This window comes from Streptomyces sp. NRRL S-31 (assembly GCF_000718775.1).
Taxonomy (GTDB): domain Bacteria; phylum Actinomycetota; class Actinomycetes; order Streptomycetales; family Streptomycetaceae; genus Streptomyces.
The window spans coordinates 1-21,039 of the sequence record NZ_JOCB01000107.1; the positions used below are offsets into that span (position 1 = coordinate 1).

15 protein-coding genes are annotated in these 21,039 nt (G+C 72.1%); 12 read left to right on the top strand and 3 right to left on the bottom strand.

The window, feature by feature from the left end; all coding sequences use genetic code 11:
- Positions 1-128: 128 nt before the first annotated feature.
- Positions 129-1,571, top strand: coding sequence for a M1 family metallopeptidase (locus IF37_RS0132200; protein ID WP_052845485.1), 1,443 nt, complete (start codon positions 129-131; stop codon positions 1,569-1,571).
- Positions 1,572-1,727: 156 nt separating this feature from the next.
- Entirely contained in the window at positions 1,728-3,218 is a 1,491-nt protein-coding gene (hflX, locus tag IF37_RS0132205; protein ID WP_030750731.1) for a GTPase HflX, read from the top strand.
- A gap of 159 nt (positions 3,219-3,377) precedes the next feature.
- On the opposite strand, the gene IF37_RS0132210 is transcribed toward hflX, so the two are convergent.
- Positions 3,378-4,601, bottom strand: coding sequence for a serine protease (locus IF37_RS0132210; RefSeq protein WP_030750734.1), 1,224 nt, complete (start codon positions 4,599-4,601; stop codon positions 3,378-3,380).
- 474 nt (positions 4,602-5,075) lie between these two features.
- Here IF37_RS0132210 and IF37_RS0132215 point away from each other — a divergent pair, with 474 nt between their 5' ends.
- From IF37_RS0132215 to IF37_RS0132230, 4 genes are all read left to right on the top strand, one after another.
- The gene (locus IF37_RS0132215; RefSeq protein WP_079165986.1) at positions 5,076-6,572 is read left to right on the top strand and encodes a diaminobutyrate--2-oxoglutarate transaminase family protein; all 1,497 of its coding nucleotides are present in this window, start codon (positions 5,076-5,078) and stop codon (positions 6,570-6,572) included.
- 199 nt (positions 6,573-6,771) lie between these two features.
- Entirely contained in the window at positions 6,772-8,850 is a 2,079-nt protein-coding gene (locus tag IF37_RS0132220) for an IucA/IucC family siderophore biosynthesis protein (RefSeq protein ID WP_030750740.1), read from the top strand.
- A gap of 187 nt (positions 8,851-9,037) precedes the next feature.
- Entirely contained in the window at positions 9,038-9,808 is a 771-nt protein-coding gene (locus tag IF37_RS0132225; protein WP_030750744.1) for a GNAT family N-acetyltransferase, read from the top strand.
- Positions 9,809-9,945: 137 nt separating this feature from the next.
- Positions 9,946-11,922, top strand: coding sequence for an ATP-dependent DNA helicase (locus IF37_RS0132230; RefSeq protein ID WP_030750747.1), 1,977 nt, complete (start codon positions 9,946-9,948; stop codon positions 11,920-11,922).
- Positions 11,923-12,064: 142 nt separating this feature from the next.
- On the opposite strand, the gene lexA is transcribed toward IF37_RS0132230, so the two are convergent.
- Positions 12,065-12,844: a transcriptional repressor LexA gene (lexA, locus tag IF37_RS0132235; RefSeq protein ID WP_030750750.1), complete on the bottom strand. Its 780-nt coding sequence runs from the start codon at positions 12,842-12,844 to the stop codon at positions 12,065-12,067.
- A gap of 596 nt (positions 12,845-13,440) precedes the next feature.
- Here lexA and nrdR point away from each other — a divergent pair.
- Together nrdR and IF37_RS0132245 are read left to right on the top strand one after the other, a co-directional pair.
- Positions 13,441-14,019, top strand: a complete 579-nt coding sequence (gene nrdR, locus IF37_RS0132240; protein WP_030750753.1) for a transcriptional regulator NrdR — start codon at positions 13,441-13,443, stop codon at positions 14,017-14,019.
- Between the two features lie 165 nt (positions 14,020-14,184).
- A complete protein-coding gene (locus tag IF37_RS0132245) occupies positions 14,185-17,079 on the top strand; it encodes a vitamin B12-dependent ribonucleotide reductase (RefSeq protein ID WP_030750756.1) in 2,895 nt (964 codons plus the stop codon).
- Positions 17,080-17,324: 245 nt separating this feature from the next.
- Here the strand turns inward: IF37_RS0132245 and IF37_RS0132250 are convergent, their stop codons facing one another.
- Positions 17,325-17,858 (bottom strand): TerD family protein, encoded by a 534-nt coding sequence (locus IF37_RS0132250; protein WP_030750758.1) that lies wholly within the window; start codon positions 17,856-17,858, stop codon positions 17,325-17,327.
- Between the two features lie 152 nt (positions 17,859-18,010).
- Between IF37_RS0132250 and IF37_RS0132255 the strand changes: the two genes are divergently transcribed.
- The 4 genes from IF37_RS0132255 (at position 18,011) to IF37_RS46490 (ending at position 20,785) form a co-directional block, all read left to right on the top strand.
- Positions 18,011-18,616, top strand: a complete 606-nt coding sequence (locus IF37_RS0132255; protein ID WP_030750761.1) for a YdbC family protein — start codon at positions 18,011-18,013, stop codon at positions 18,614-18,616.
- 148 nt (positions 18,617-18,764) lie between these two features.
- The gene (locus IF37_RS0132260; protein WP_030750765.1) at positions 18,765-19,424 is read left to right on the top strand and encodes a histidine phosphatase family protein; all 660 of its coding nucleotides are present in this window, start codon (positions 18,765-18,767) and stop codon (positions 19,422-19,424) included.
- Positions 19,425-19,566: 142 nt separating this feature from the next.
- Positions 19,567-20,469, top strand: a complete 903-nt coding sequence (locus tag IF37_RS0132265; protein ID WP_030750771.1) for an ADP-ribosylglycohydrolase family protein — start codon at positions 19,567-19,569, stop codon at positions 20,467-20,469.
- Positions 20,381-20,785: a TetR-like C-terminal domain-containing protein gene (locus IF37_RS46490; RefSeq protein ID WP_301540368.1), complete on the top strand. Its 405-nt coding sequence runs from the start codon at positions 20,381-20,383 to the stop codon at positions 20,783-20,785. Before IF37_RS0132265 ends, IF37_RS46490 begins: the two co-directional genes overlap by 89 nt.
- Positions 20,786-21,039: the final 254 nt, after the last annotated feature.

Consider the following 21,039-nt stretch of genomic DNA (forward strand, 5'->3'; position numbering starts at 1 on the left):
CTCCCTCCACCGAGCCCGCCCCGCACCGGGCCGCCTGGGCCCTCCGGACCGCCCGGACCGCGTGGGCGGCCCCGCGCCCATCCGTCCGGCCCGTCCGGTCCGGGCCGCCCCGGCGCCGGAAGACGGCCCTGCTCGCCTGCGCCGCTTCGCTCTGCCTCCTCGCCGCCGCTGCCCCGGCCGAGCCCCTCGGCGTCGGCGACCGGCTCTACCCGTACCTCGGCAACCCGGGCTACGACGTCGCCTCGTACGACCTGTCCCTCAGCTATCCCGGCGCCAACGACAAGCCGCTGGAGGCCGTGACCACCATCGACGCCCGGACCACCGCCGGTCTGGAGCGGGTCAACCTGGACTTCGCCCACGGCACGGTGCGCTCGGTCGAGGTCGACGGCCGCCCCGCCGGCTTCACCCGCGCCGGCGAGGACCTCGTCGTCACCCCGCGGCGCCGACTGGCCAAGGGCCGCTGGACCCGGATCACCGTCCGGCACACCAGCGACCCGGTCTACGGCGAGGACCAGCAGGGCGGCTGGGTGCGCACCTCGGACGGCCTCGCCATGGCCAACCAGGCCGACGCCGCCCACCTGGTGTTCCCGTGCAACGACCACCCGTCCGACAAGGCGATGTTCACCTTCCGGATCACCGCGCCGAACGACTACACCGCCGTTGCCAACGGCCTGCCCGTCTCGGCCGGCCGCACCGGCGCCACCACCACCTGGACCTACCGCACCCGGCACCCCATGGCCACCGAACTCGCCCAGGTGTCCATCGGCCGCTCCGCCGTCGTGCGCCGGGAGGGACCGCACGGGCTGCCCCTGCGCGACGTCGTGCCCGCCGCGGACCGCGACGCCCTCGAACCGTGGCTCGCCAAGACGCCCGACCAGATCGCCTGGCTGGAGGGCAAGATCGGCCGGTACCCCTTCGAGACCTACGGCGTGCTCATGGCACAGGCGTCCACGGGCTTCGAACTGGAGACGCAGACCCTCTCGCTCTTCGAGAAACACCTGTTCACCGAGCCCGCCTACCCGAAGTGGTACATCGAGTCGGTCATGGTGCACGAGCTGTCCCACCAGTGGTTCGGCGACAGCGTCACCCCGCGGAGCTGGTCCGACGTCTGGCTGAACGAGGGGCACGCCACCTGGTACGAGACGCTGTACGCCGAGGAGACCGCGAAGCGCCCCATGGAGGAGCGGATGAAGGCCGCCTACGGCGCCTCCGACCGCTGGCGCGAGTCCGGCGGCCCGCCCGCCCGGCCCGAGCCGCCCGCCCCCGGCCAGAAGATCGGCATCTTCCGGCCCAACATCTACGACGGCGCCGCCCTCGTCCTCTACGCCCTGCGGCAGGAGATCGGCCGGCCGGCCTTCGAACGGCTGGAGCGGATCTGGGTCCGGGGACACCGCGACACCACCGCCACCACCGCCGACTTCGTCCGGCTGGCCTCGGCCGTCGCCGGCCGGGACCTGAGCGACTTCCTGCGGCCCTGGCTGTACGGCGAGAAGACCCCGCCGATGCCCGGTCACCCGGACTGGAAGCCGACGGCCCGGGACGAGGCGGCCGGGCCCCGCGTCCGGCGATAAACCGGTGACGAGACGTGCCGTACCGTGCGACCATCTACAGGTCGGCGCACGCACGGCATACGGGAATCTCCCGGGGTACTCGTGCGTTGGACGAGGTGCGGTGGAGTGACCGCCGCACGGACGCCGCAACGGCAATCCCATCGACGTAAGGATCCAATGACCTCCTCTTCTTCCCCTTCCCAGGACACCAAGCGATTCGCGCACGCCTATCCCGAGGGTCTTCGGGCCGATGCCCTGATGGAAGAGGACGTCGCCTGGAGCCACGAGATCGACGGCGAGCGGGACGGCGAGCAGTTCGACCGCTCCGAGCGGGCGGCGCTGCGCCGCGTCGTGGGCCTGTCCACCGAGCTGGAGGACGTCACCGAGGTCGAGTACCGCCAGCTCCGCCTGGAGCGGGTCGTGCTCGTCGGCGTGTGGACCACCGGCACCGCGCAGGACGCCGACAACTCCCTCGCGGAGCTGGCCGCCCTCGCGGAGACCGCGGGCGCGCTCGTGCTCGACGGCGTCATCCAGCGCCGCGACAAGCCCGACGCGGCCACCTACATCGGCTCCGGCAAGGCCGCCGAGCTGCGGGACATCGTCCTCGAAACGGGCGCGGACACCGTCATCTGCGACGGTGAGCTGAGCCCCGGCCAGCTGATCCAGCTGGAAGACGTCGTCAAGGTCAAGGTCATCGACCGTACGGCCCTGATCCTGGACATCTTCGCCCAGCACGCCAAGTCCCGCGAGGGCAAGGCGCAGGTCGCGCTCGCGCAGATGCAGTACATGCTGCCGCGGCTGCGCGGCTGGGGTCAGTCGCTGTCCCGGCAGATGGGTGGCGGTCGCGGCGGCCTCGCCACGCGTGGTCCCGGTGAGACCAAGATCGAGACGGACCGGCGCCGGATCCGCGAGAAGATGGCGAAGATGCGCCGGGAGATCGCGGACATGAAGACCGGCCGCGAGATCAAGCGGCAGGAGCGCCGGCGCAACAAGGTGCCGTCCGTGGCCATCGCGGGCTACACCAACGCCGGAAAGTCCTCCCTGCTCAACCGCCTCACGGGCGCCGGCGTCCTGGTCGAGAACGCCCTGTTCGCGACCCTGGACCCGACCGTCCGCCGGGCCGAGACCCCGAGCGGCCGGCTGTACACGCTGGCCGACACCGTCGGTTTCGTCCGGCACCTGCCGCACCACCTGGTCGAGGCGTTCCGCTCCACCATGGAGGAGGTCGGCGACTCCGACCTCATCCTGCACGTGGTGGACGGCTCGCACCCGAACCCGGAGGAGCAGCTCGCCGCGGTGCGCGAGGTGATCCGGGACGTCGGCGCCACCGACGTGCCCGAGATCGTCGTGATCAACAAGGCGGACGCGGCCGACCCGCTGGTCCTCCAGCGGCTGCTCCGGGTCGAGAAGCGCGCGCTCGCCGTCTCGGCCCGCACCGGCCGGGGCATCGACGCACTGCTCGCCCTGATCGACGACGAGCTGCCCCGCCCCTCGGTCGAGATCGAGGCGCTGGTGCCGTACACCCACGGCAAGCTCGTCGCCCGCGCCCACACCGAGGGCGAGGTGATCTCCGAGGAGCACACCGCGGAGGGCACCCTGCTCAAGGTGCGGGTGCACGAGGAACTGGCGGCGGACCTGGCGCCCTACGCGCCGGTCTCCGCGGCCTGACCCACGGCGGCACGGAGGCCCGCCACCCCACCCGGGGTGGCGGGCCTCCGTCGTACGCCATGGGTCAGGAACACCGGGACGCGCCCACCGGGTCCGTCCCGCACACGGCCCCCGTCCCGCCGACGGGCTCGGTTCCGGTCATCGCGCCCGTTCTTCCGGTCATCGCCCGGCGAACTGCTCGCTCACCGACTCGTACAGGCTCTTGGCCACCTCGCCCAGCCGGGGACCGGCCAGCCAGCCCGCGTTCACCGGGCCGATGGACGTGTTGGACACCAGAGCCGGCTTGCCGTCGGCGCCCGTCTCCACCCAGCCGCCGCCGGAGGAGCCACCGGTCATCGTGCAGCCGATCCGGTACATCGTCGGGTCGGACTGCTCGATGGAGAGCCGCCCCGGCTTGTCCTGGCACTGGTACAGCAACTGGCCGTCGTACGGCGCCGCCGCCGGGTAGCCGGACGCCTTGATGCTGTTCACCTGCGCCACGGCCGGCGCGTCGAAGTCGACCGGCAGCGCCCCGCCGACCGTCTCCTCCAGCGACTTCCCGGCGCTGCCCTGCTCCGGCGTCACATGGATGACCGCGAAGTCGTACGAGGCGCCGTCGCCCCCCGTCTGACCGCCCTCGCTGATCCACTGCTGCGAGGTCTTCGCCGCGTCGGCCCACCACACGCCGTACGGGGCGAGTTCGGACCGGCCGGCGTTCTCCAGCTGGGCCGAGGACTTGGCCTGGTTGTTGTACGACGGTACGAAGGCGAGGTTGCGGTACCAGCCGCCCTTCTTGCCGGCGTGCACACAGTGACCGGCCGTCCAGACCAGATTGGACTTGCCCGGGTGTGCCGGGTCCTGCACGACCGTCGCCGAGCAGACCATGGTGCCCTCGGGCGCGTCGAAGAGCAGTTTGCCCGACGTGGCCGCGTTGGCGTGGTACGGCGCCGTGACCGCCTGCGCCTTCACCGGCTGCGGCGTCGGGTCCGTCACGCCCTGGTCACCGGAGATGTCGTTGTCGTCGACGCCCTGGTCCGGGTCCTCGGCGTCCCGCATCCGGTCCGGGTCCCACAGCCCCTTGATGATCGGGTTGATGAAGTCGTTGGCCTCGCGCAGCCAGTCGTCCTTGTTCCAGTTCTTCCAGGCGCCGTCCTGCCACTTGTCGACGTCGATCCCGTGCTCCCTGAGCCTGCGCTTGAGGTCGTCCGGGATCTTGATCTTTCCGTCGCCGGTGCCCGCCGCGGTGGCGTTCGGCTTGCCGTCGGCGTTGTCGTCACCGGCGCTGTCGCAGGCGGTGGCGGTCAGCGCCAGCGCCGAGACGAGGGCGACCGCCGTCAGCGAGGTCGAGGTGCGGCGACCGCCCCTTCCTCGCCGAACGGTGAACGACGGCCGTATGGATCGCATGTTCTTGAAACTCCCTGCTGTGGAAGGAACTCGACGCTTCGGCCCCGGCACCGGCGGCGAACTCATGGAAGGTGCACGCCGGTCCCGCGACGTTCCGCGAACGGCACCACACACTATGCGGTCGCCGTGGGGGAGTTCCGCCGGGAGGGCAACGGTTCCGTCACAGGCTGCCTGAACAGGGCCTGCCCGTCGTCGGGCCGTTCCGCTGCCGTGCCGTCGCGCCGGCTGGCTGACGAGTCGACGAGCCGACTAGTCGACGGACCGTCGAGCTGGCGAACCGTCGGACTGGCGAGCCGTCGGGCTGGCGAGACGTCGAGCCGTCGCGCCAAGGTTCTCGGGACGACCCCGTAACCGCCCGAACGGTCCGCGGTTGTAGCCGGTGGGGACCGCCGTCCGTGTCCGGTCCGGTCCCGACGACCGACTCGCCCTTTTGATCAGCCGGGAGGACAGCGCGCCGTGGCCGTTACGGAGTCGATGACTAAAGGCGCACCCGGAGCAGCGCGGGCCGTGCACGAGGGAATTCTCAGACGTCAGTCGGCGCGGGAGTCGTCGGCGCGCACCTACGCCCGCGCGCTGCCGATCGTGCCCGTGCGGGCGCGGGGGCTCACCATCGAGGGCGCCGACGGCCGCCGTTACCTGGACTGCCTCTCCGGTGCCGGCACCCTCGCCCTCGGCCACAACCACCCCGTCGTGCTGGAAGCCATCCGCAAGGTCCTGGACTCCGGCGCCCCCCTCTCCGTCCTCGACCTCGCCACCCCCGTCAAGGACGCCTTCGTCACCGAGCTGTTCCGCACCCTCCCGCCCGGCCTCGCGGACCGCGCCCGCGTCCAGTTCTGCGGACCGGCCGGCACCGACGCCGTCGAGGCCGCGCTCACACTGGTCCGGGCGGCGACCGGCCGGTCCGGCGTCCTCGCCTTCACCGGCGCCTACCACGGCATGACCGCTGGTGCCCTGGCCGCCTCCGGCGGTGCCCACGACGTACGGGTCACCCGGCTGCCCTATCCGCAGGACTACCGCTGCCCGTTCGGCCTCGGCGGGCCGGCCGGTGCCGAACTCGGCGCCCGCTGGACCGAGTCCCTCCTCGACGACCCCAAGTCGGGTGTACCCCTGCCCGCCGGGATGATCCTGGAACCCGTCCAGGGCGAGGGCGGGGTGATCCCCGCGCCGGACGACTGGCTGCGCCGTATGCGGCGGCTCACCGCGGACCGTTCCATCCCGCTGATCGCCGACGAGATCCAGACCGGAGTCGGCCGCACGGGCGCCTTCTGGGCCGTCGACCACAGCGGCACAACCCCCGACGTCATGGTCCTGTCCAAGGCCATCGGCGGAAGCCTCCCGCTGGCCGTCCTCGTCTACCGCGACGACCTCGACACCTGGCGGCCCGGCGCCCACGCCGGCACCTTCCGCGGCAACCAGCTCGCCATGGCGGCCGGCACCGCCACCCTCGCCTACGTCCGGGAGAACGCCCTCGCCGAACGAGCCGCCGCCCTCGGCTCCCGCATGCTGGCCCAACTGGCGGACCTGCGGCGCGAGTACACCTGTGTAGGAGACGTCCGGGGACGCGGACTGATGATCGGGATCGAGCTGGTGGACCCGGAGGCCGACCGAACGACTCCCGACGCGCCGACCGTCGTGGAGAACCGTCCCGGCCCCGGCCCCGGCCTCGGTCCCGACCCGGGCGACGGCGGTGTGGTGCCGACCGGGACGGCGTCCGCCCGTGCTCCGCACCCGGCCGCGCCCGAACTCGCCACCGCGGTACGGCGCGAGTGCCTCGAGCGCGGACTGATCGTCGAACTCGGCGGCCGGCACACGTCCGTGGTCCGGCTGCTCCCGCCGCTGACGATCAGCGACGAGCAGGCGACGGCGGTGGTCGACCGCCTGACCGACGCGGTGGCGGCGGTGGCCCGCCGGTACCGCACCCACGGCCCGCACCGGCAAGGACACCCGGGCCCTGCCCGGCACCCCGGCTGAACCCCGTACCCGTCCGACCCGGCCCCCGACACCCGGCCCCGACACCCGGCACCGCCCTCGGGTCGGCACCCCAGCCCCGCCGCTCACCACCTCCCGTCGGCCGGACAGTCGGACAGCCGGATGGCCGGACGGTCGGACAGCCACCTCGAACGGCGGGCCCAGCCCGTGCCCCCCACCGCCACCCCCCCCAGGAGCCGTCATGAACGCCACCCCCGCCCCCGACGGCCGCTCCGGTGCCTCCGACGACCAGGGAGACTCCGGCCCCCCGCCCCCGGCCGTACCGCTCACCGACGCGGTTCCCCAGCAGAAGAAGCGGGAGGTGGACCCCACCCGGTGGACAGCGCCCGGCGCCGACCCGCTGGAGGATCCCGATCCCCACGCGGCCGCCCAGGCCGCCGCCGTGGAGAACCTGCTGCGGTGCTGGGTCCGGGAGACCGGCCTCGCCGCGCCCACCACCACGAGCCTCCGCGTCCCGCTGCCCGCCAGCGGCACCGCCCTGATCGCACCGGTCCGGTACTGGTCCCCCACGGGCTGGCACCGCTTCGGCCCCCCGCGCCTGGCCTACGCCTCCGACACCGCGCCACCCGTCGACGCCGTCACCCTCGCGGCCCTGCTGACCAGGGAGTCCCCCGGCACACCGGACGCCACCGCACCCTCCGCGCCCACCGTCCCCGCCGCGCACCCGGCGTCCACCGCTCGGCCGCTGCCTCCGGGCCCCCGCGCCGGCACCCACCCCGCCCACCACGCCCCGGCCCAGGGCTCCGGCACCGGCCCCGCCCAGGGCACCGGCACCGATAGCGGCCGGGCAGACCACGGTGACCTCGTCGCGCGGGTGGCCGACTCCGTACGGCGGACCGCGGACTTCATCCGGCACCGGCGTGCACACCCCGCCGACCCGCCCGACCTCTTCCTCGCCGCCGAGCAGGCCCTCCTCCTCGGGCACCCGCTGCACCCGGCCCCGAAGAGCCGGGAGGGCCTGACCGAGGGGGAAGCCGACCGGTACTCACCGGAGTCGCACGGCTCCTTCGTCCTGCACTGGCTCGCCGTCGCGCCCTCCGTCCTCGCGACCGACTCCGCCTGGACCGAGCGCGGCCGTCCCGTTCCCGCCGGCCACCTCGTACGCGGCCTCTCCGGCACCTGCCTCCCGCTGCCCGACGGGCACACCGCCCTGCCGCTGCACCCCTGGCAGGCGCGCGAGGTGCGGCACCGCCCCGCCGTCGCCGCGCTGTTCGACTCCGGGCTGCTCCGCGACCTCGGCCCCCTCGGCGCCCCCTGGCACCCCACCTCCTCCGTACGCACCGTCCACCGGTCCGGCGCCCCCGCGATGCTGAAGCTCTCACTGGCCCTGCGCATCACCAACTCCCGACGGGAGAACCTGCGCAAGGAACTCCACCGCGGCGTCGAGGTGCACCGGCTGCTGCGCACCGGCCTCGCCGAACGGTGGCGGACGGCGCACCCCGGTTTCGACATCGTGCGCGACCCGGCCTGGCTCGCCGTCGACGACCAGGACGGCCTGTCCGTACCGGGGCTGGACGTGGTGATCCGGCACAACCCGTTCACCCCGGCCGACGACGTCGGCTGCGTCGCCGGACTGGTGTCCCCCCGCCCCCTCGCCGTACCACCGTCCGGACCCCCGTACGGGCACGCCGCCCCGCCGATGCGGTCGCGTCTGTCCCGGCTCCTCGCACGGCTCGCGGCCCGCACCGGCCGGCCCGCGGGCGCCGTGGCGGCGGAGTGGTTCCTGCGCTACCTGGAGCACGTCGTCCGGCCCGTCCTCTGGCTGGACGGCGAAGCCGGCATCGCCCTCGAAGCCCACCAGCAGAACACGCTGGTGCTGCTGGACGGCGACGGCTGGCCCGCGGGCGGCCGCTACCGCGACAACCAGGGCTACTACTTCCGCGCCTCCCGCCGCGCCGAACTGGACGCCCGGCTGCCCGGCATCGGCGCCCGCAGCGACACCTTCGTCCCGGACGAGACCGCCGACGAACGCCTCGTCTACTACCTCGCCGTCAACAACGTGTTCGGCCTGATCGGCGCCTTCGGCTCGCAGCGCCTCGCCGACGAGCGCCTGCTCCTCGCGGCCTTCCGCCGTTTCCTGACCACCCTGGCCTCGGGGCCGGTCCCGTCGCGCAGCGCGCTGCCCGGCCGGCTCCTGGACTCACCCGTGCTGCGCTGCAAGGCCAACCTGCTGACCCGGCTGCACGGCCTGGACGAACTCGTCGGCCCGGTCGACACCCAGTCCGTCTACGTCACCCTCGCCAACCCCCTGCATGCCTGAGCGGCATTCCCCGCGCGCCATCCGGCATCCCCCACGCTCGGCATCCCCCGCGCGTCAACCGGCGGGACCGCGCTCGCCGCCCGGTGGAGACCGTGCCCGCCGCCCGCCGAACCGTCTTCCCGCACCCGAGGGAAGCACGGCCCACCCCCCGTCTCCCCGTCTTCCCGTCTTCCGAGAGGAGAGCACCGTGCCCGCCACCGACGTGACCACCGGATACGGCCCCGGCCCCGCCCGCCCGCACCGCGTCGGCCCCAGCACGGCCACCGCGGGTCCCCGCACCCCTCCGCCCGGCCCGTGCACCCGCGAGGACGACGACCCCGGCAGCGAGGACACACCGCACCCGCGACCGCCCGCCGAGTTCGGCGAGCCGCACGCCGCAGGACCGGCCGGCCTCCTCGGCCACCCCGCGACCTGGGGCGCGGTGACGACGCCCGTCGGCTCCTTCCGGCTGGAGCCCGTGCGCCTCGACCACGACCTGCCGCTCGTGCACCGCTGGATGAACGACCCCGCCGTCGCCGACTTCTGGGAACTCGCCGGGCCCCGGGACCGCACGGAGGACCACCTGCGGTCCCAACTCCCCGGTGACGGACGCTCCGTGCCGTGCCTCGGCGTCCTCGACGGCACCCCGATCGGCTACTGGGAGATCTACCGGGCGGACCTGGACCCGCTGGCCCGCCACTATCCCGCCCGTCCGCACGACACCGGGATCCACCTCCTCGTCGGCGCCGCCGCCGACCGGGGGCGGGGGCTGGGCTCCGCCCTCCTGCGAGCCGTGGCCGACCTGATCCTCGACAGGCGTCCCGCCTGTGAACGGGTGGTGGCGGAACCCGATCTCCGCAACACCCCCTCCGTCGCCGCCTTCCTGAGGGCGGGTTTCCGGTTCGCCGCGGAGATCGAGGTGCCCGGCAAGCGGGCCGCCCTCATGATCCGGGACCGGGCCCTGCGCGACGTGCTGTAGCCGGACACCCGGCGGCCGGCCCGTCAGCCCCCTCGCACCCCGAGCCCACCACACCCAGGAGCCCCGGCCGTGATCACACCCCCCTTCCCCGCTGGAAGACCACGATTGTCAGTGCGGGGCCGTAGGGTGGTCGGGCTATGACGAAGCCCTCCCTCTCCGAACTCCTGCATGCCGCCGTCTCCGCCGTCGGCGGCACGGAGCGCCCCGGCCAGGTCACCATGGCCGAAGCGGTCGCCGAGGCGATCGACGGCGGAACCCACCTGCTGGTCCAGGCCGGCACCGGCACCGGTAAGTCGCTGGGCTACCTGGTGCCCGCGCTCGCGCACGGGGAGAGGGTGATCGTCGCGACGGCCACGCTCGCCCTGCAGCGCCAGCTCGTGGAGCGGGACCTGCCGCGCACGGTGGACGCCCTCCACCCGCTGCTGCGCCGGCGCCCGGAGTTCGCGATGCTCAAGGGCCGCTCGAACTACCTGTGCCTGCACCGCCTGCACGAGGGCATGCCGCAGGACGAGGAGGAGGGGCTGTTCGACCAGTTCGAGGCCGCCGCCCCCACCAGCAAGCTGGGGCAGGACCTGCTGCGACTGCGGGACTGGTCGGACGAGACGGAGAACGGCGACCGGGACGATCTCACCCCTGGCGTCTCGGACCGCGCCTGGGCCCAGGTGTCGGTGTCCTCACGGGAGTGCCTGGGCGCGTCGAAGTGCGCGTACGGCGCCGAGTGCTTCGCCGAGATGGCCCGCGAGCAGGCCAAGCTGGCCGAGGTGGTGGTCACGAACCACGCCCTGCTGGCCATCGACGCCATCGAAGGCGCCCCGGTGCTGCCACAGCACGAGGTGCTGATCGTGGACGAGGCGCACGAACTCGTCTCCCGCGTCACCGGCGTCGCCACCGGCGAACTCACCCCCGGCCAGGTCAACCGGGCCGTGCGCCGTGCGGCCAAACTGGTGAACGAGAAGGCCGCCGATCAGCTCCAGACCGCCGCCGAGGGCTTCGAACGGCTCATGGAGCTGGCCCTGCCGGGCCGTCTGGAGGAGATCCCGGAGGACCTCGGCTACGCGCTGATGGCGCTGCGGGACGCCGCCCGTACGGTGATCTCCGCGATCGGCGCGACACGCGACAAGTCGGTGCAGGACGAGGACGCCGTCCGCAAGCAGGCGCTGGCCTCGGTGGAGACGGTGCACGACGTGGCGGAGCGGGTCCTGAACGGCTCGGAATGGGACGTCGTCTGGTACGAGCGGCACGACCGCTTCGGCGCCTCCCTCCGGATCGCCCCCATGTCGGTCTCCGGGCTGCTCCGGGAGAAGCTGTTCGCCGACCGGTCCGTCGTCCTCACCTCGGCGACGCTCAAACTGGGCGGCGACTTCAACGGCGTCGGCGCCTCGCTGGGCCTCGGCCCGGAGGGCGCCCAAGGCGAGGACCTGCCGCAGTGGAAGGGCGTGGACGTCGGCTCGCCCTTCGACTACCGCAGGCAGGGCATCCTCTACGTCGCCCGGCATCTGGCGCGTCCCGCGCGCGACGGCGACCGGGCCGACATGCTCGACGAGCTGACCGAACTGATCCAGGCGGCCGGCGGGCGCACCCTCGGCCTGTTCTCGTCCATGCGGGCCGCCCAGCTCGCCGCGGAGGAGCTGCGCTCCCGCATCCCGGAGTTCCCCATCCTGCTCCAGGGCGAGGAGACGCTCGGCGAACTGATCAAGAACTTCGCCGCCGACCCGAAGACGTGCCTCTTCGGCACGCTGTCGCTGTGGCAGGGCGTCGACGTCCCGGGCCCCAGCTGTCAGCTGGTCGTCATGGACAAGATCCCGTTCCCGCGTCCCGACGACCCGTTGATGAGCGCGCGCCAGAAGGCGGTGGAGGAAGCCGGCGGCAACGGCTTCATGGCGGTGGCCGCCACCCACGCCGCCCTGCTCATGGCGCAGGGCGCGGGCCGTCTCGTCAGGGCGTCCGGGGACCGCGGTGTGGTCGCCGTGCTGGACCAGCGGCTGGCCACCGCGCGCTACGGCGGCTACCTCAAGGCGTCGCTTCCGGACTTCTGGTACACCACGGACCGCGACCAGGTCCGCAGGTCGCTCGCGGCGATCGACGCGAAGGCGAAGGAGACGGAGGGGGAGTGACCGCGAGGGGTGGCCGGCACCGGCCACCCCTCGTCAGGGAACCACCCGCGGCCCTCTCGGGCACGAGCAGGGCCCCGGAACCGGCGCAGGGGTCCCGGGGCCCGGTCAGGGAGCGAGCCGGCCAGGCTCGCCGCCGCAGCCGTCACACGCGCCGCAGCACGGCGACGACCTTGCCGAGAATGGTCGCGTCGTCACCGGGGATGGGCTCGTAGGCCGCGTTGTGGGGGAGCAGCCATACGTGGCCGTCCTCGCGCTTGAAGCGCTTGACCGTGGCTTCGCCGTCGAGCATGGCGGCCACGATGTCGCCGTTCTCGGCGACCGGCTGGCGGCGCACGGTGACCCAGTCGCCGTCGCAGATCGCGGCCTCGATCATGGAGTCGCCGACGACCTTCAGGACGAAGAGTTCACCGTCGCCGACGAGCTGGCGGGGGAGCGGGAAGACGTCCTCGACGGACTCCTCCGCGAGGATGGGGCCACCGGCGGCGATGCGGCCGACCAGGGGGACGTACGACGCGGCCGGCTTGCCGGCGGTGTCCGTGGGCTGCACGGTGACCGCCTGGTCCGATCCACGGACCTCGTAGGCGCGCGGGCGGTGCGGGTCGCGGCGCAGGAAGCCCTTGCGTTCCAGCGCCATCAGCTGGTGCGCGACGGAGGACGTGCTGGAGAGGCCGACGGCCTGGCCGATCTCCCGCATCGACGGCGGGTAACCCCGCCGCTGCACGGAGTCCCGGATGACCTCGATCACCCGGCGCTGGCGGTCGGTGAGTCCCGAGCTGTCCGCCCGGATGCCTGGCGGTCGGCCCGGCAGGGAGCGCTTGTGTCCCTCGGGATTCGTGGCTTCGTTCATCGCGTGTACCGGCTCGACTCGGCCCTGGGAGCGGTCCTGGGCGGTGATGGTGGCACTGTCTGCGGTGGTGGTCACGTCGGCCCCTCTCGATGGTCTCCCTGCTGCACAACGGTAGTTGCTTTCGAAAGGTTGCGCCAAACACACGTTCGAGTGAAAAAGTGCGTTTCACCTGACGTGATCATGTGTCCGGGTGTATGGCTCACGCGACGCATGGCGGACAAAAGGGTCCATGGTTGTACTCTTCACCGCCGGGATCGCTCACCTCTTGGGCTGGGCCCCAGTCTGCCATCCGGAATCCCTTGGTCCGGGGTCCGGGGCACTTTCTGCGCGGGAGTGGCACGTCTCCTCCCTGCCGCGCCCACCGTATCCCCGCGACCGCCGCGGTGGCGCGGCCCGGCGCCCGCGTGTCCCCGCCGGTCGTCCGGTGACCGCCCGGTGACCGCCTCCGGCCGTCCTCCCGGCCGCTTCGGGCGCCGGCCCGCCGCGACACGCGTCTCTGCCTCGGCAAATGAGCCAATCCCCACATGTAGTGGTTGGATGGCTACAGCAGCCCACAAGTTGTGGTCCCCCCGGTCGGAGACGGCTCATCGATCGCCTATGCTTAGGGCTGCTTCGCGAGGCCCATGGGTCCAGCGAGGCTCATGAGTCTGCTGTGAGGAGGGTTGGAGAACATGCACTGCCCCTTCTGCCGGCACCCCGACAGTCGCGTGGTCGACAGTCGTACGACCGACGACGGCACGGCCATCCGCAGGCGCCGCCAGTGTCCTGACTGCTCCCGTCGTTTCACGACCGTGGAGACGTGCTCGCTGATGGTGGTGAAGCGGTCCGGAGTCACCGAGCCGTTCAGCCGTACCAAGGTCATCAACGGCGTGCGCAAGGCGTGCCAGGGGCGGCCTGTCACCGAGGACGCGCTCGCCCAGCTCGGGCAGCGGGTCGAAGAGGCGGTGCGCGCGACCGGAAGCGCCGAGCTGACCACTCACGACGTGGGGCTCGCGATACTCGGTCCGTTGCAGGAGCTCGACCTCGTCGCCTTCCTGCGGTTCGCCTCCGTCTACCGGGCGTTCGACTCGCTTGAGGACTTCGAGGCCGTCATCGCGGAACTGAGGGAGGCGACTCGGGGCCCCGTCGAGGACGACGCGGACGCCGGGAACGCGGAGAGCGCCGGGAACGCGGAGACGGGGAGCCGGGAAGACGACGGCGGGCCCGGCGGGACCACTCACGTCCCCGAGCCCGCCCACGCCGCCGACTGACCGGCCGGCCGGAGACCGGGAGGAGATCCGGTTCCCGGCCGTGAGGCGGCGAACAAAGACCTGTCGCGGGCGGCGGCTGAGGGTGCCCGCGACGTATGACAGAAACACATGCCCTAGGGAACAATGGGGCATTTCAGGGCGTTTTTGCCCGTACAGGGAGGCGGCATGACAGAGACGGCGAGCGGTCCGGCACGAGGTTCCCGAGCCAAGGGCACCAAGGCCACCAAGGGACTGCGTATCGAGCGCATCCACACCACCCCCGGTGTGCACCCGTACGACGAGGTGTCGTGGGAGCGCCGTGACGTCGTCATGACCAACTGGCGCGACGGCTCGGTCAACTTCGAGCAGCGTGGCGTCGAGTTCCCCGACTTCTGGTCGGTGAACGCGGTCAACATCGTCACCAGCAAGTACTTCCGTGGTGCCGTGGGCACCCCGCAGCGCGAGACCAGCCTCAGGCAGCTGATCGACCGCATCGTGAAGACGTACCGGAAGGCCGGTGAGGACTACAAGTACTTCGCCTCGCCCGCTGACGCGGAGATCTTCGAGCACGAGCTGGCGTACGCCCTCCTGCACCAGATCTTCAGCTTCAACAGCCCCGTCTGGTTCAACGTCGGCACCAAGCAGCCCCAGCAGGTCTCGGCCTGCTTCATCCTGTCCGTCGACGACTCCATGGAGTCGATCCTCGACTGGTACAAGGAAGAGGGCATGATCTTCAAGGGCGGCTCCGGCGCCGGCCTGAACCTCTCCCGCATCCGCTCCTCCAAGGAGCTGCTGTCCTCCGGCGGCAACGCCTCCGGCCCCGTCTCCTTCATGCGCGGCGCCGACGCCTCCGCCGGCACCATCAAGTCCGGTGGCGCCACCCGCCGCGCCGCCAAGATGGTCGTGCTCGACGTCGACCACCCCGACATCGAGGACTTCATCGAGACCAAGGTCAAGGAAGAGGAGAAGATCCGCGTCCTGCGCGACGCGGGCTTCGACATGGATCTGGGCGGCGACGACATCACGTCCGTCCAGTACCAGAACGCCAACAACTCGGTCCGCGTGAACGACGAGTTCATGACGGCGGTCGAGAGCGGCGACAAGTTCGGCCTGCGCGCCCGTATGACCGGTGAGGTCATCGAGGAGGTCGACGCCAAGGCCCTCTTCCGCAAGATCGCCGAGGCCGCCTGGGCCTGTGCCGACCCGGGCATCCAGTACGACGACACCATCAACAACTGGCACACCTGCCCCGAGTCCGGCCGGATCACCGCGTCGAACCCGTGCAGCGAGTACATGCACCTGGACAACACGTCCTGCAACCTGGCCTCGCTGAACCTGATGAAGTTCCTGAAGGACGACGGCAAGGGCCACCAGTCCTTCGAGACGGAGCGCTTCCAGAAGGTCGTCGAGCTGGTCATCACCGCGATGGACATCTCGATCTGCTTCGCGGACTTCCCGACCCAGAAGATCGGCGAGAACACGCGCGCGTTCCGCCAGCTCGGCATCGGCTACGCCAACCTCGGCGCCCTGCTGATGGCCACCGGCCACGCCTACGACTCCGACGGCGGCCGCGCCCTGGCCGGCGCCATCACCTCCCTGATGACGGGCACGGCCTACCGCCGCTCCGCCGAACTGGCCGCGGTCGTCGGCACGTACGACGGCTACGCCCGCAACGCCGACGCCCACAAGCGCGTCATGGCCCAGCACGCCGACGCCAACGGCAAGGCCGTCCGTATGGACGACCTGGACTCCCCGGTGTGGGCCGCCGCCACGGAGGCATGGCAGGACGTGCTGCGCGTCGGCGAGCAGAACGGTTTCCGTAACGCCCAGGCGTCCGTCCTCGCCCCGACCGGCACCATCGGTCTGGCGATGTCCTGCGACACCACCGGTGTCGAGCCCGACCTCGCGCTGGTGAAGTTCAAGAAGCTGGTCGGCGGCGGCTCGATGCAGATCGTCAACGGCACCGTCCCGCAGGCCCTGCGCCGCCTGGGCTACCAGGAGGAGCAGATCGAGGCGATCGTCGCCCACATCGCCGAGCACGGCAACGTGGTCGACGCCCCCGGTCTCAAGCCCGAGCACTACGAGGTGTTCGACTGCGCCATGGGCGAGCGCGCCATCTCCCCGATGGGCCACGTCCGCATGATGGCCGCGATCCAGCCGTGGATCTCCGGCGCCATCTCCAAGACGGTCAACATGCCGGAGACGGCGACCGTCGAGGAGGTCGAGGAGATCTACTTCGAGGCGTGGAAGCTGGGCGTCAAGGCGCTCGCGATCTACCGCGACAACTGCAAGGTCGGCCAGCCGCTCTCCGCCAAGAAGAAGGAGGACGAGAAGGCCGAGATCACCCAGAAGACCGAGGAGACGATCCGTACCGCGGTCGAGAAGGTCGTCGAGTACCGCCCGGTCCGCAAGCGCCTCCCGAAGGGTCGTCCCGGCATCACCACCTCCTTCACGGTCGGCGGCGCCGAGGGCTACATGACGGCCAACTCCTACCCGGACGACGGTCTCGGCGAGGTCTTCCTGAAGATGTCCAAGCAGGGCTCGACCCTCGCCGGCATGATGGACGCCTTCTCCATCGCCGTCTCCGTCGGCCTCCAGTACGGCGTGCCCCTGGAGACCTACGTCTCGAAGTTCACCAACATGCGCTTCGAGCCGGCCGGTATGACGGACGACCCGGACGTGCGGATGGCGCAGTCGATCGTCGACTACATCTTCCGCCGCCTGGCGCTGGACTTCCTGCCCTTCGAGACCCGCTCCGCGCTCGGCATCCACTCCGCCGAGGAGCGCCAGCGCCACCTGGAGACCGGTTCCTACGAGCCGGCCGACGACGAGGTCGACGTCGAGGGCCTGGCCCAGTCGGCCCCGCGCGCCCAGGAGCTGAAGGCGGTCGCCACGCCGAAGGCCGAGTCCGAGACGGCCAAGCCCGCCCCGAAGCAGGCCCACACCAGCGCCGAGCTGGTGGAGATGCAGCTGGGCATCCAGGCCGACGCCCCGCTCTGCTTCTCCTGCGGTACGAAGATGCAGCGGGCCGGCTCCTGCTACATCTGCGAGGGCTGCGGCTCGACCAGCGGTTGCAGCTGACGATGAGTGCCGGGCGGGTGTGAAGCACCCGTCCAGGGCGGTGGACCCGGTCACCCGGGTCCACCGCCCTTCGGCGTCCGCGGGGCCGGCCCGTCCGGTCCGGCGTACCGGCCCCGTCCGGTCCGGCGCACCGGCCCCCTGGCTCCGCGGCGGTCACGTCCTCCGGTGCACGCGGTTCACGGCCGGAAGGACCGGGTCCGCCGTCCACCCGCGGGCGAGGCGCGTTCGCCGGACCGGAGGGGGTGTCAGGGCCGGTTCACCCGGCCCAGGACCTGGGTGAAGGTCGCCGGGTCCTCCTCGAATCCATGCACACCGGGACGGAACGTCCAGTCACCGGAGTCGTCCCGGACGAACTCGGCGATCGCGGCGGCCGTCGCCCCGGGCACCGAGCCGAAGTCGTCCTCGGCGAGCACGGTGTAGCCCTCCCGGATGCGCAGGGCGGGGTTCAGCACATCGGTGAACGTCCTGCGCTCGGACCGCTGCTGGATGACGACACCCACCACCACGCGCGCGTAGCGGCCGTCGAGACGGTCCAGTTCGAGCGTCATGACCTCGTCCCAGCCGAACCCCTTGCCGTCCGTGCTGTCACGGTTGAGGGAGATCGTGCCGTCCGGCGAGCGGCTGTCGAAGTGGACCAGATAGGCCGGAGTGCCGTACGCGTCACCGGACACGAAGGTCCCGGCGACGACGTCGAGATCGGTCGGCGGCCGGCCGGCGGGACTGGGGTCCCACTTGAGCGCGACCTCGACCTTGCGGATTCCCTTGCTGAAGCCGGTCACCGGGCTTCCCCTTCCCCCTGCGGTTCGTGCGACCCCAACTCCCGTGCGGCTGGAGTACCTTGTCCATCGTGCCATGCGCACGGGGGCGTAGGCGCGGGCGATCGCCACCGGAGCGTGACCGGCGCCACGCCCGCTGGCCTTACGATGGCGCGGTGCTGGTCAAGTGGATGCGCTGCACCGTGGTGGACCGCCGGGGCTTCGAGCGGGGGCAGCGGAAATGGGCGGGGCTGCCGGGGGAGCCGGGTTTTCGGGGACAGGGCGGGGGCTGGAGCCGGCAGCGGCCGGGCGTCGCGCACCTCTTCGCCTTCTGGGAGAGCCGCGCCTTCTACGACTCCTTCATGGCCCGCTCCCATGACCGGCTGGCCGCCGCCCAGTCCGGCACCTTCAAGGACGCCCAGGTCAAGCTGTTCGAGTACCGCTTCGACGTGAAGACGGGGTTCGAGCCGCGCTTCACCGACGCCGATCTGGTCCGGGTGGCCCTGTGCCGGATCCACGAGGAGCGCGTCGAGCACTTCACGCTCATGCAGGAGAAGGTCTGGAACCCCGCGATGGCCGGCTCGCCGGGCATGATCCGCGGCATGCTCGGCGAGGCGCCCGAGCAGGAGTTCCTGATCCTCTCCATGTGGCGGTCGGCGGCCGAGCACGGCAAGTACCGCACGGAGCGTGTGGAACGCCTCGCACTGCGTGCCCAGACCGAGGCGGACGTCGCGGCGCTCTCCGGTGACATCGTGGACCTCGAGCCGTCCTGGACGGTCTGAGGCACCACCGGCCGGACGGCCGGACCCGAACCACCGCGGAGCGCGCACGGCGCCCGGAAACGGCTCCGGAAGTGGATTTCGTGTGACCTACGCCGTATGGAGCGCGTACGGGTGCTCGGCACTCCGCCGTTCGATCTAGGGTTTCGGCATGGCACGACCACGGCGCATCGTCCTTGTCCGGCACGGCGAGTCAACGGGCAACGTCGACGACTCCGTGTACGAGCGCGAGCCCGACCACGCCCTCGCGCTGACCGAGCGCGGCCTGCGGCAGGCCGAGGAGACCGGCAAGCGGCTCCGGGAGCTCTTCGGCCGGGAGCAGGTCAGCGTGTACGTCTCCCCGTACCGCCGCACCCACGAGACGCTCCGCGCCTTCCACCTCGATCCCGGGCTCATACGGGTCCGCGAGGAGCCCCGGCTGCGCGAGCAGGACTGGGGCAACTGGCAGGACCGCGACGACGTCCGCCTCCAGAAGGCGTACCGCGACGCGTACGGCCACTTCTTCTTCCGCTTCCCGCAGGGCGAGTCCGGAGCCGACGTGTACGACCGGGTGGGCGGCTTCCTGGAGAGCCTGTTCCGCAGCTTCGAGGCCCCCGACCACCCCCCGAACGTCCTCCTGGTGACCCATGGACTCGCGATGCGGCTGTTCTGCATGCGCTGGTTCCACTGGACGGTCGCGGAATTCGAATCCCTGTCCAACCCCGGGAACGCCGAGATGCGGATGCTCGTCCTGGGAGAGGACGACCGGTACACACTCGACCGGCCCTTCGACCGCTGGCGGGATCCCGTTCCCTACTGGATGGCCGGGTAGACGGCCCGACGACGGTGCCGCACGGGGCGTGGCGCGGCGACGGCCCGGGCGCGAGTGTGCGGGCGTGCCCCACGCGAACGGGTCCGACGGGGCCGTCTCCCTGGTGTCGGCCCGGTCGGCGACGAATTAGAGTGGCAGGGCGATGACCGCTGACTCCTCTTCTCCCGGGCGCCTGGAGCGCGCCGTGGCGAGCCTGCGCGGGCTGGCCGTGGGGGACGCGCTGGGCTCCCAGTTCTTCGTCCCCGCCAACCATCCCCTGCTCAAGCGACGTGAGCTGCCCGCGGGCCCCTGGCAGTGGACGGACGACACCGAGATGGCGTGCTCCGTGGTCGCCGTCCTCGCCGTCCACCACCGCGTCGACCAGGACGCGCTCGCCCGCTCCTTCGCCGAGCACCACGACTTCGACCGGGGCTACGGGCCCGCGGTGAACCGGTTGCTGCGCCTGGTCCGGGAGGGCGCGGACTGGCGTGAGCTGGCGGCCGGTCTCTTCAACGGACAGGGGTCCTGGGGCAACGGCGCGGCCATGCGGATCGCGCCCCTGGGCGCGTGGTACGCGGACGACCCCGAGCAGGCGACCCACCAGGCGGAGATCTCGGCCTACACCACGCACCAGCACCGGGAGGCCGTGGTCGGCGCCATGGCGGTGGCCGCCGCGGCGGCCCTGGCCGGCTCGCCGGACGGGCCGCCCGCCCCCGGGGCGCTCCTCGACGGCGTCATCGCCCTCGTGCCGAAGAGCGCGGTCGGCCAGGGCCTCCGCCGCGCCCGGGACATGCTCGACTACGGCGACGCGGCCACCGTCGCGGCCGTCCTGGGCTGCGGGCGCCGGACGAGCGCCCATGACACCGTCCCCTTCGCCCTGTGGTCCGCCGCGCGGGCCCTCGGCGACTACCCGACGGCGTTCTGGACCACCGCCCAGGTCGGCGGGGACATCGACACCACCTGCGCGATCGTGGGCGGTGTGCTCTGCGCGGGCGGGGCGGAGCCGCCCGCGGAGTGGGACCGGCATACCGAGGCCCTGCCGGACTGGGTGCCCGCCGGCGCCTGACGGCACGCTGTCATACCGCCGTCGGCCCTCCGAGGAGGGTCTGGTCGCCCTGTGCCGGCAGGTGCGGCGGATCATGTACTCGCGGCCCGGTGTCGCCCTGCGTTCCGTGATTCACGAATGCGATCACATGCGGGCGGAGTGCTTCGAGGGGGTGGTCATCGGGAGCGCGCTCGAGCCGACGGCCGAGCTGCTTCGCGAGGCCGTCACCCCTGGAATGGAGCGTGGGGAGGTCCGCGCGGACGCGGCCGACGGATACGTCTTCGATGCCGTCCCGGCGATGATGACGTATCGGTCGAAGATGTGCATAAGCGAATAGAATGACCAGGGTCTCAAGGAGGTGACCGACCGGCCGATGCTCCCGCTGCTGCGCCCGTACGGAGCCTGAGGCCTAGGCCCTGTCGTCAAACTCCCGCCTGCCTTGCGACGCCATGCACGCGCTCTCGCCGCACCGGGCCCCGACCCAAGTACGTCCAGTACGAGGGGCGGGGCCCGGCACGCCGAGAGCACGCACCTGACGCCGCGAGGCCCGCCCTCCGGGCGGACGGCGGGAGTTTGACGACAGGACCTAGC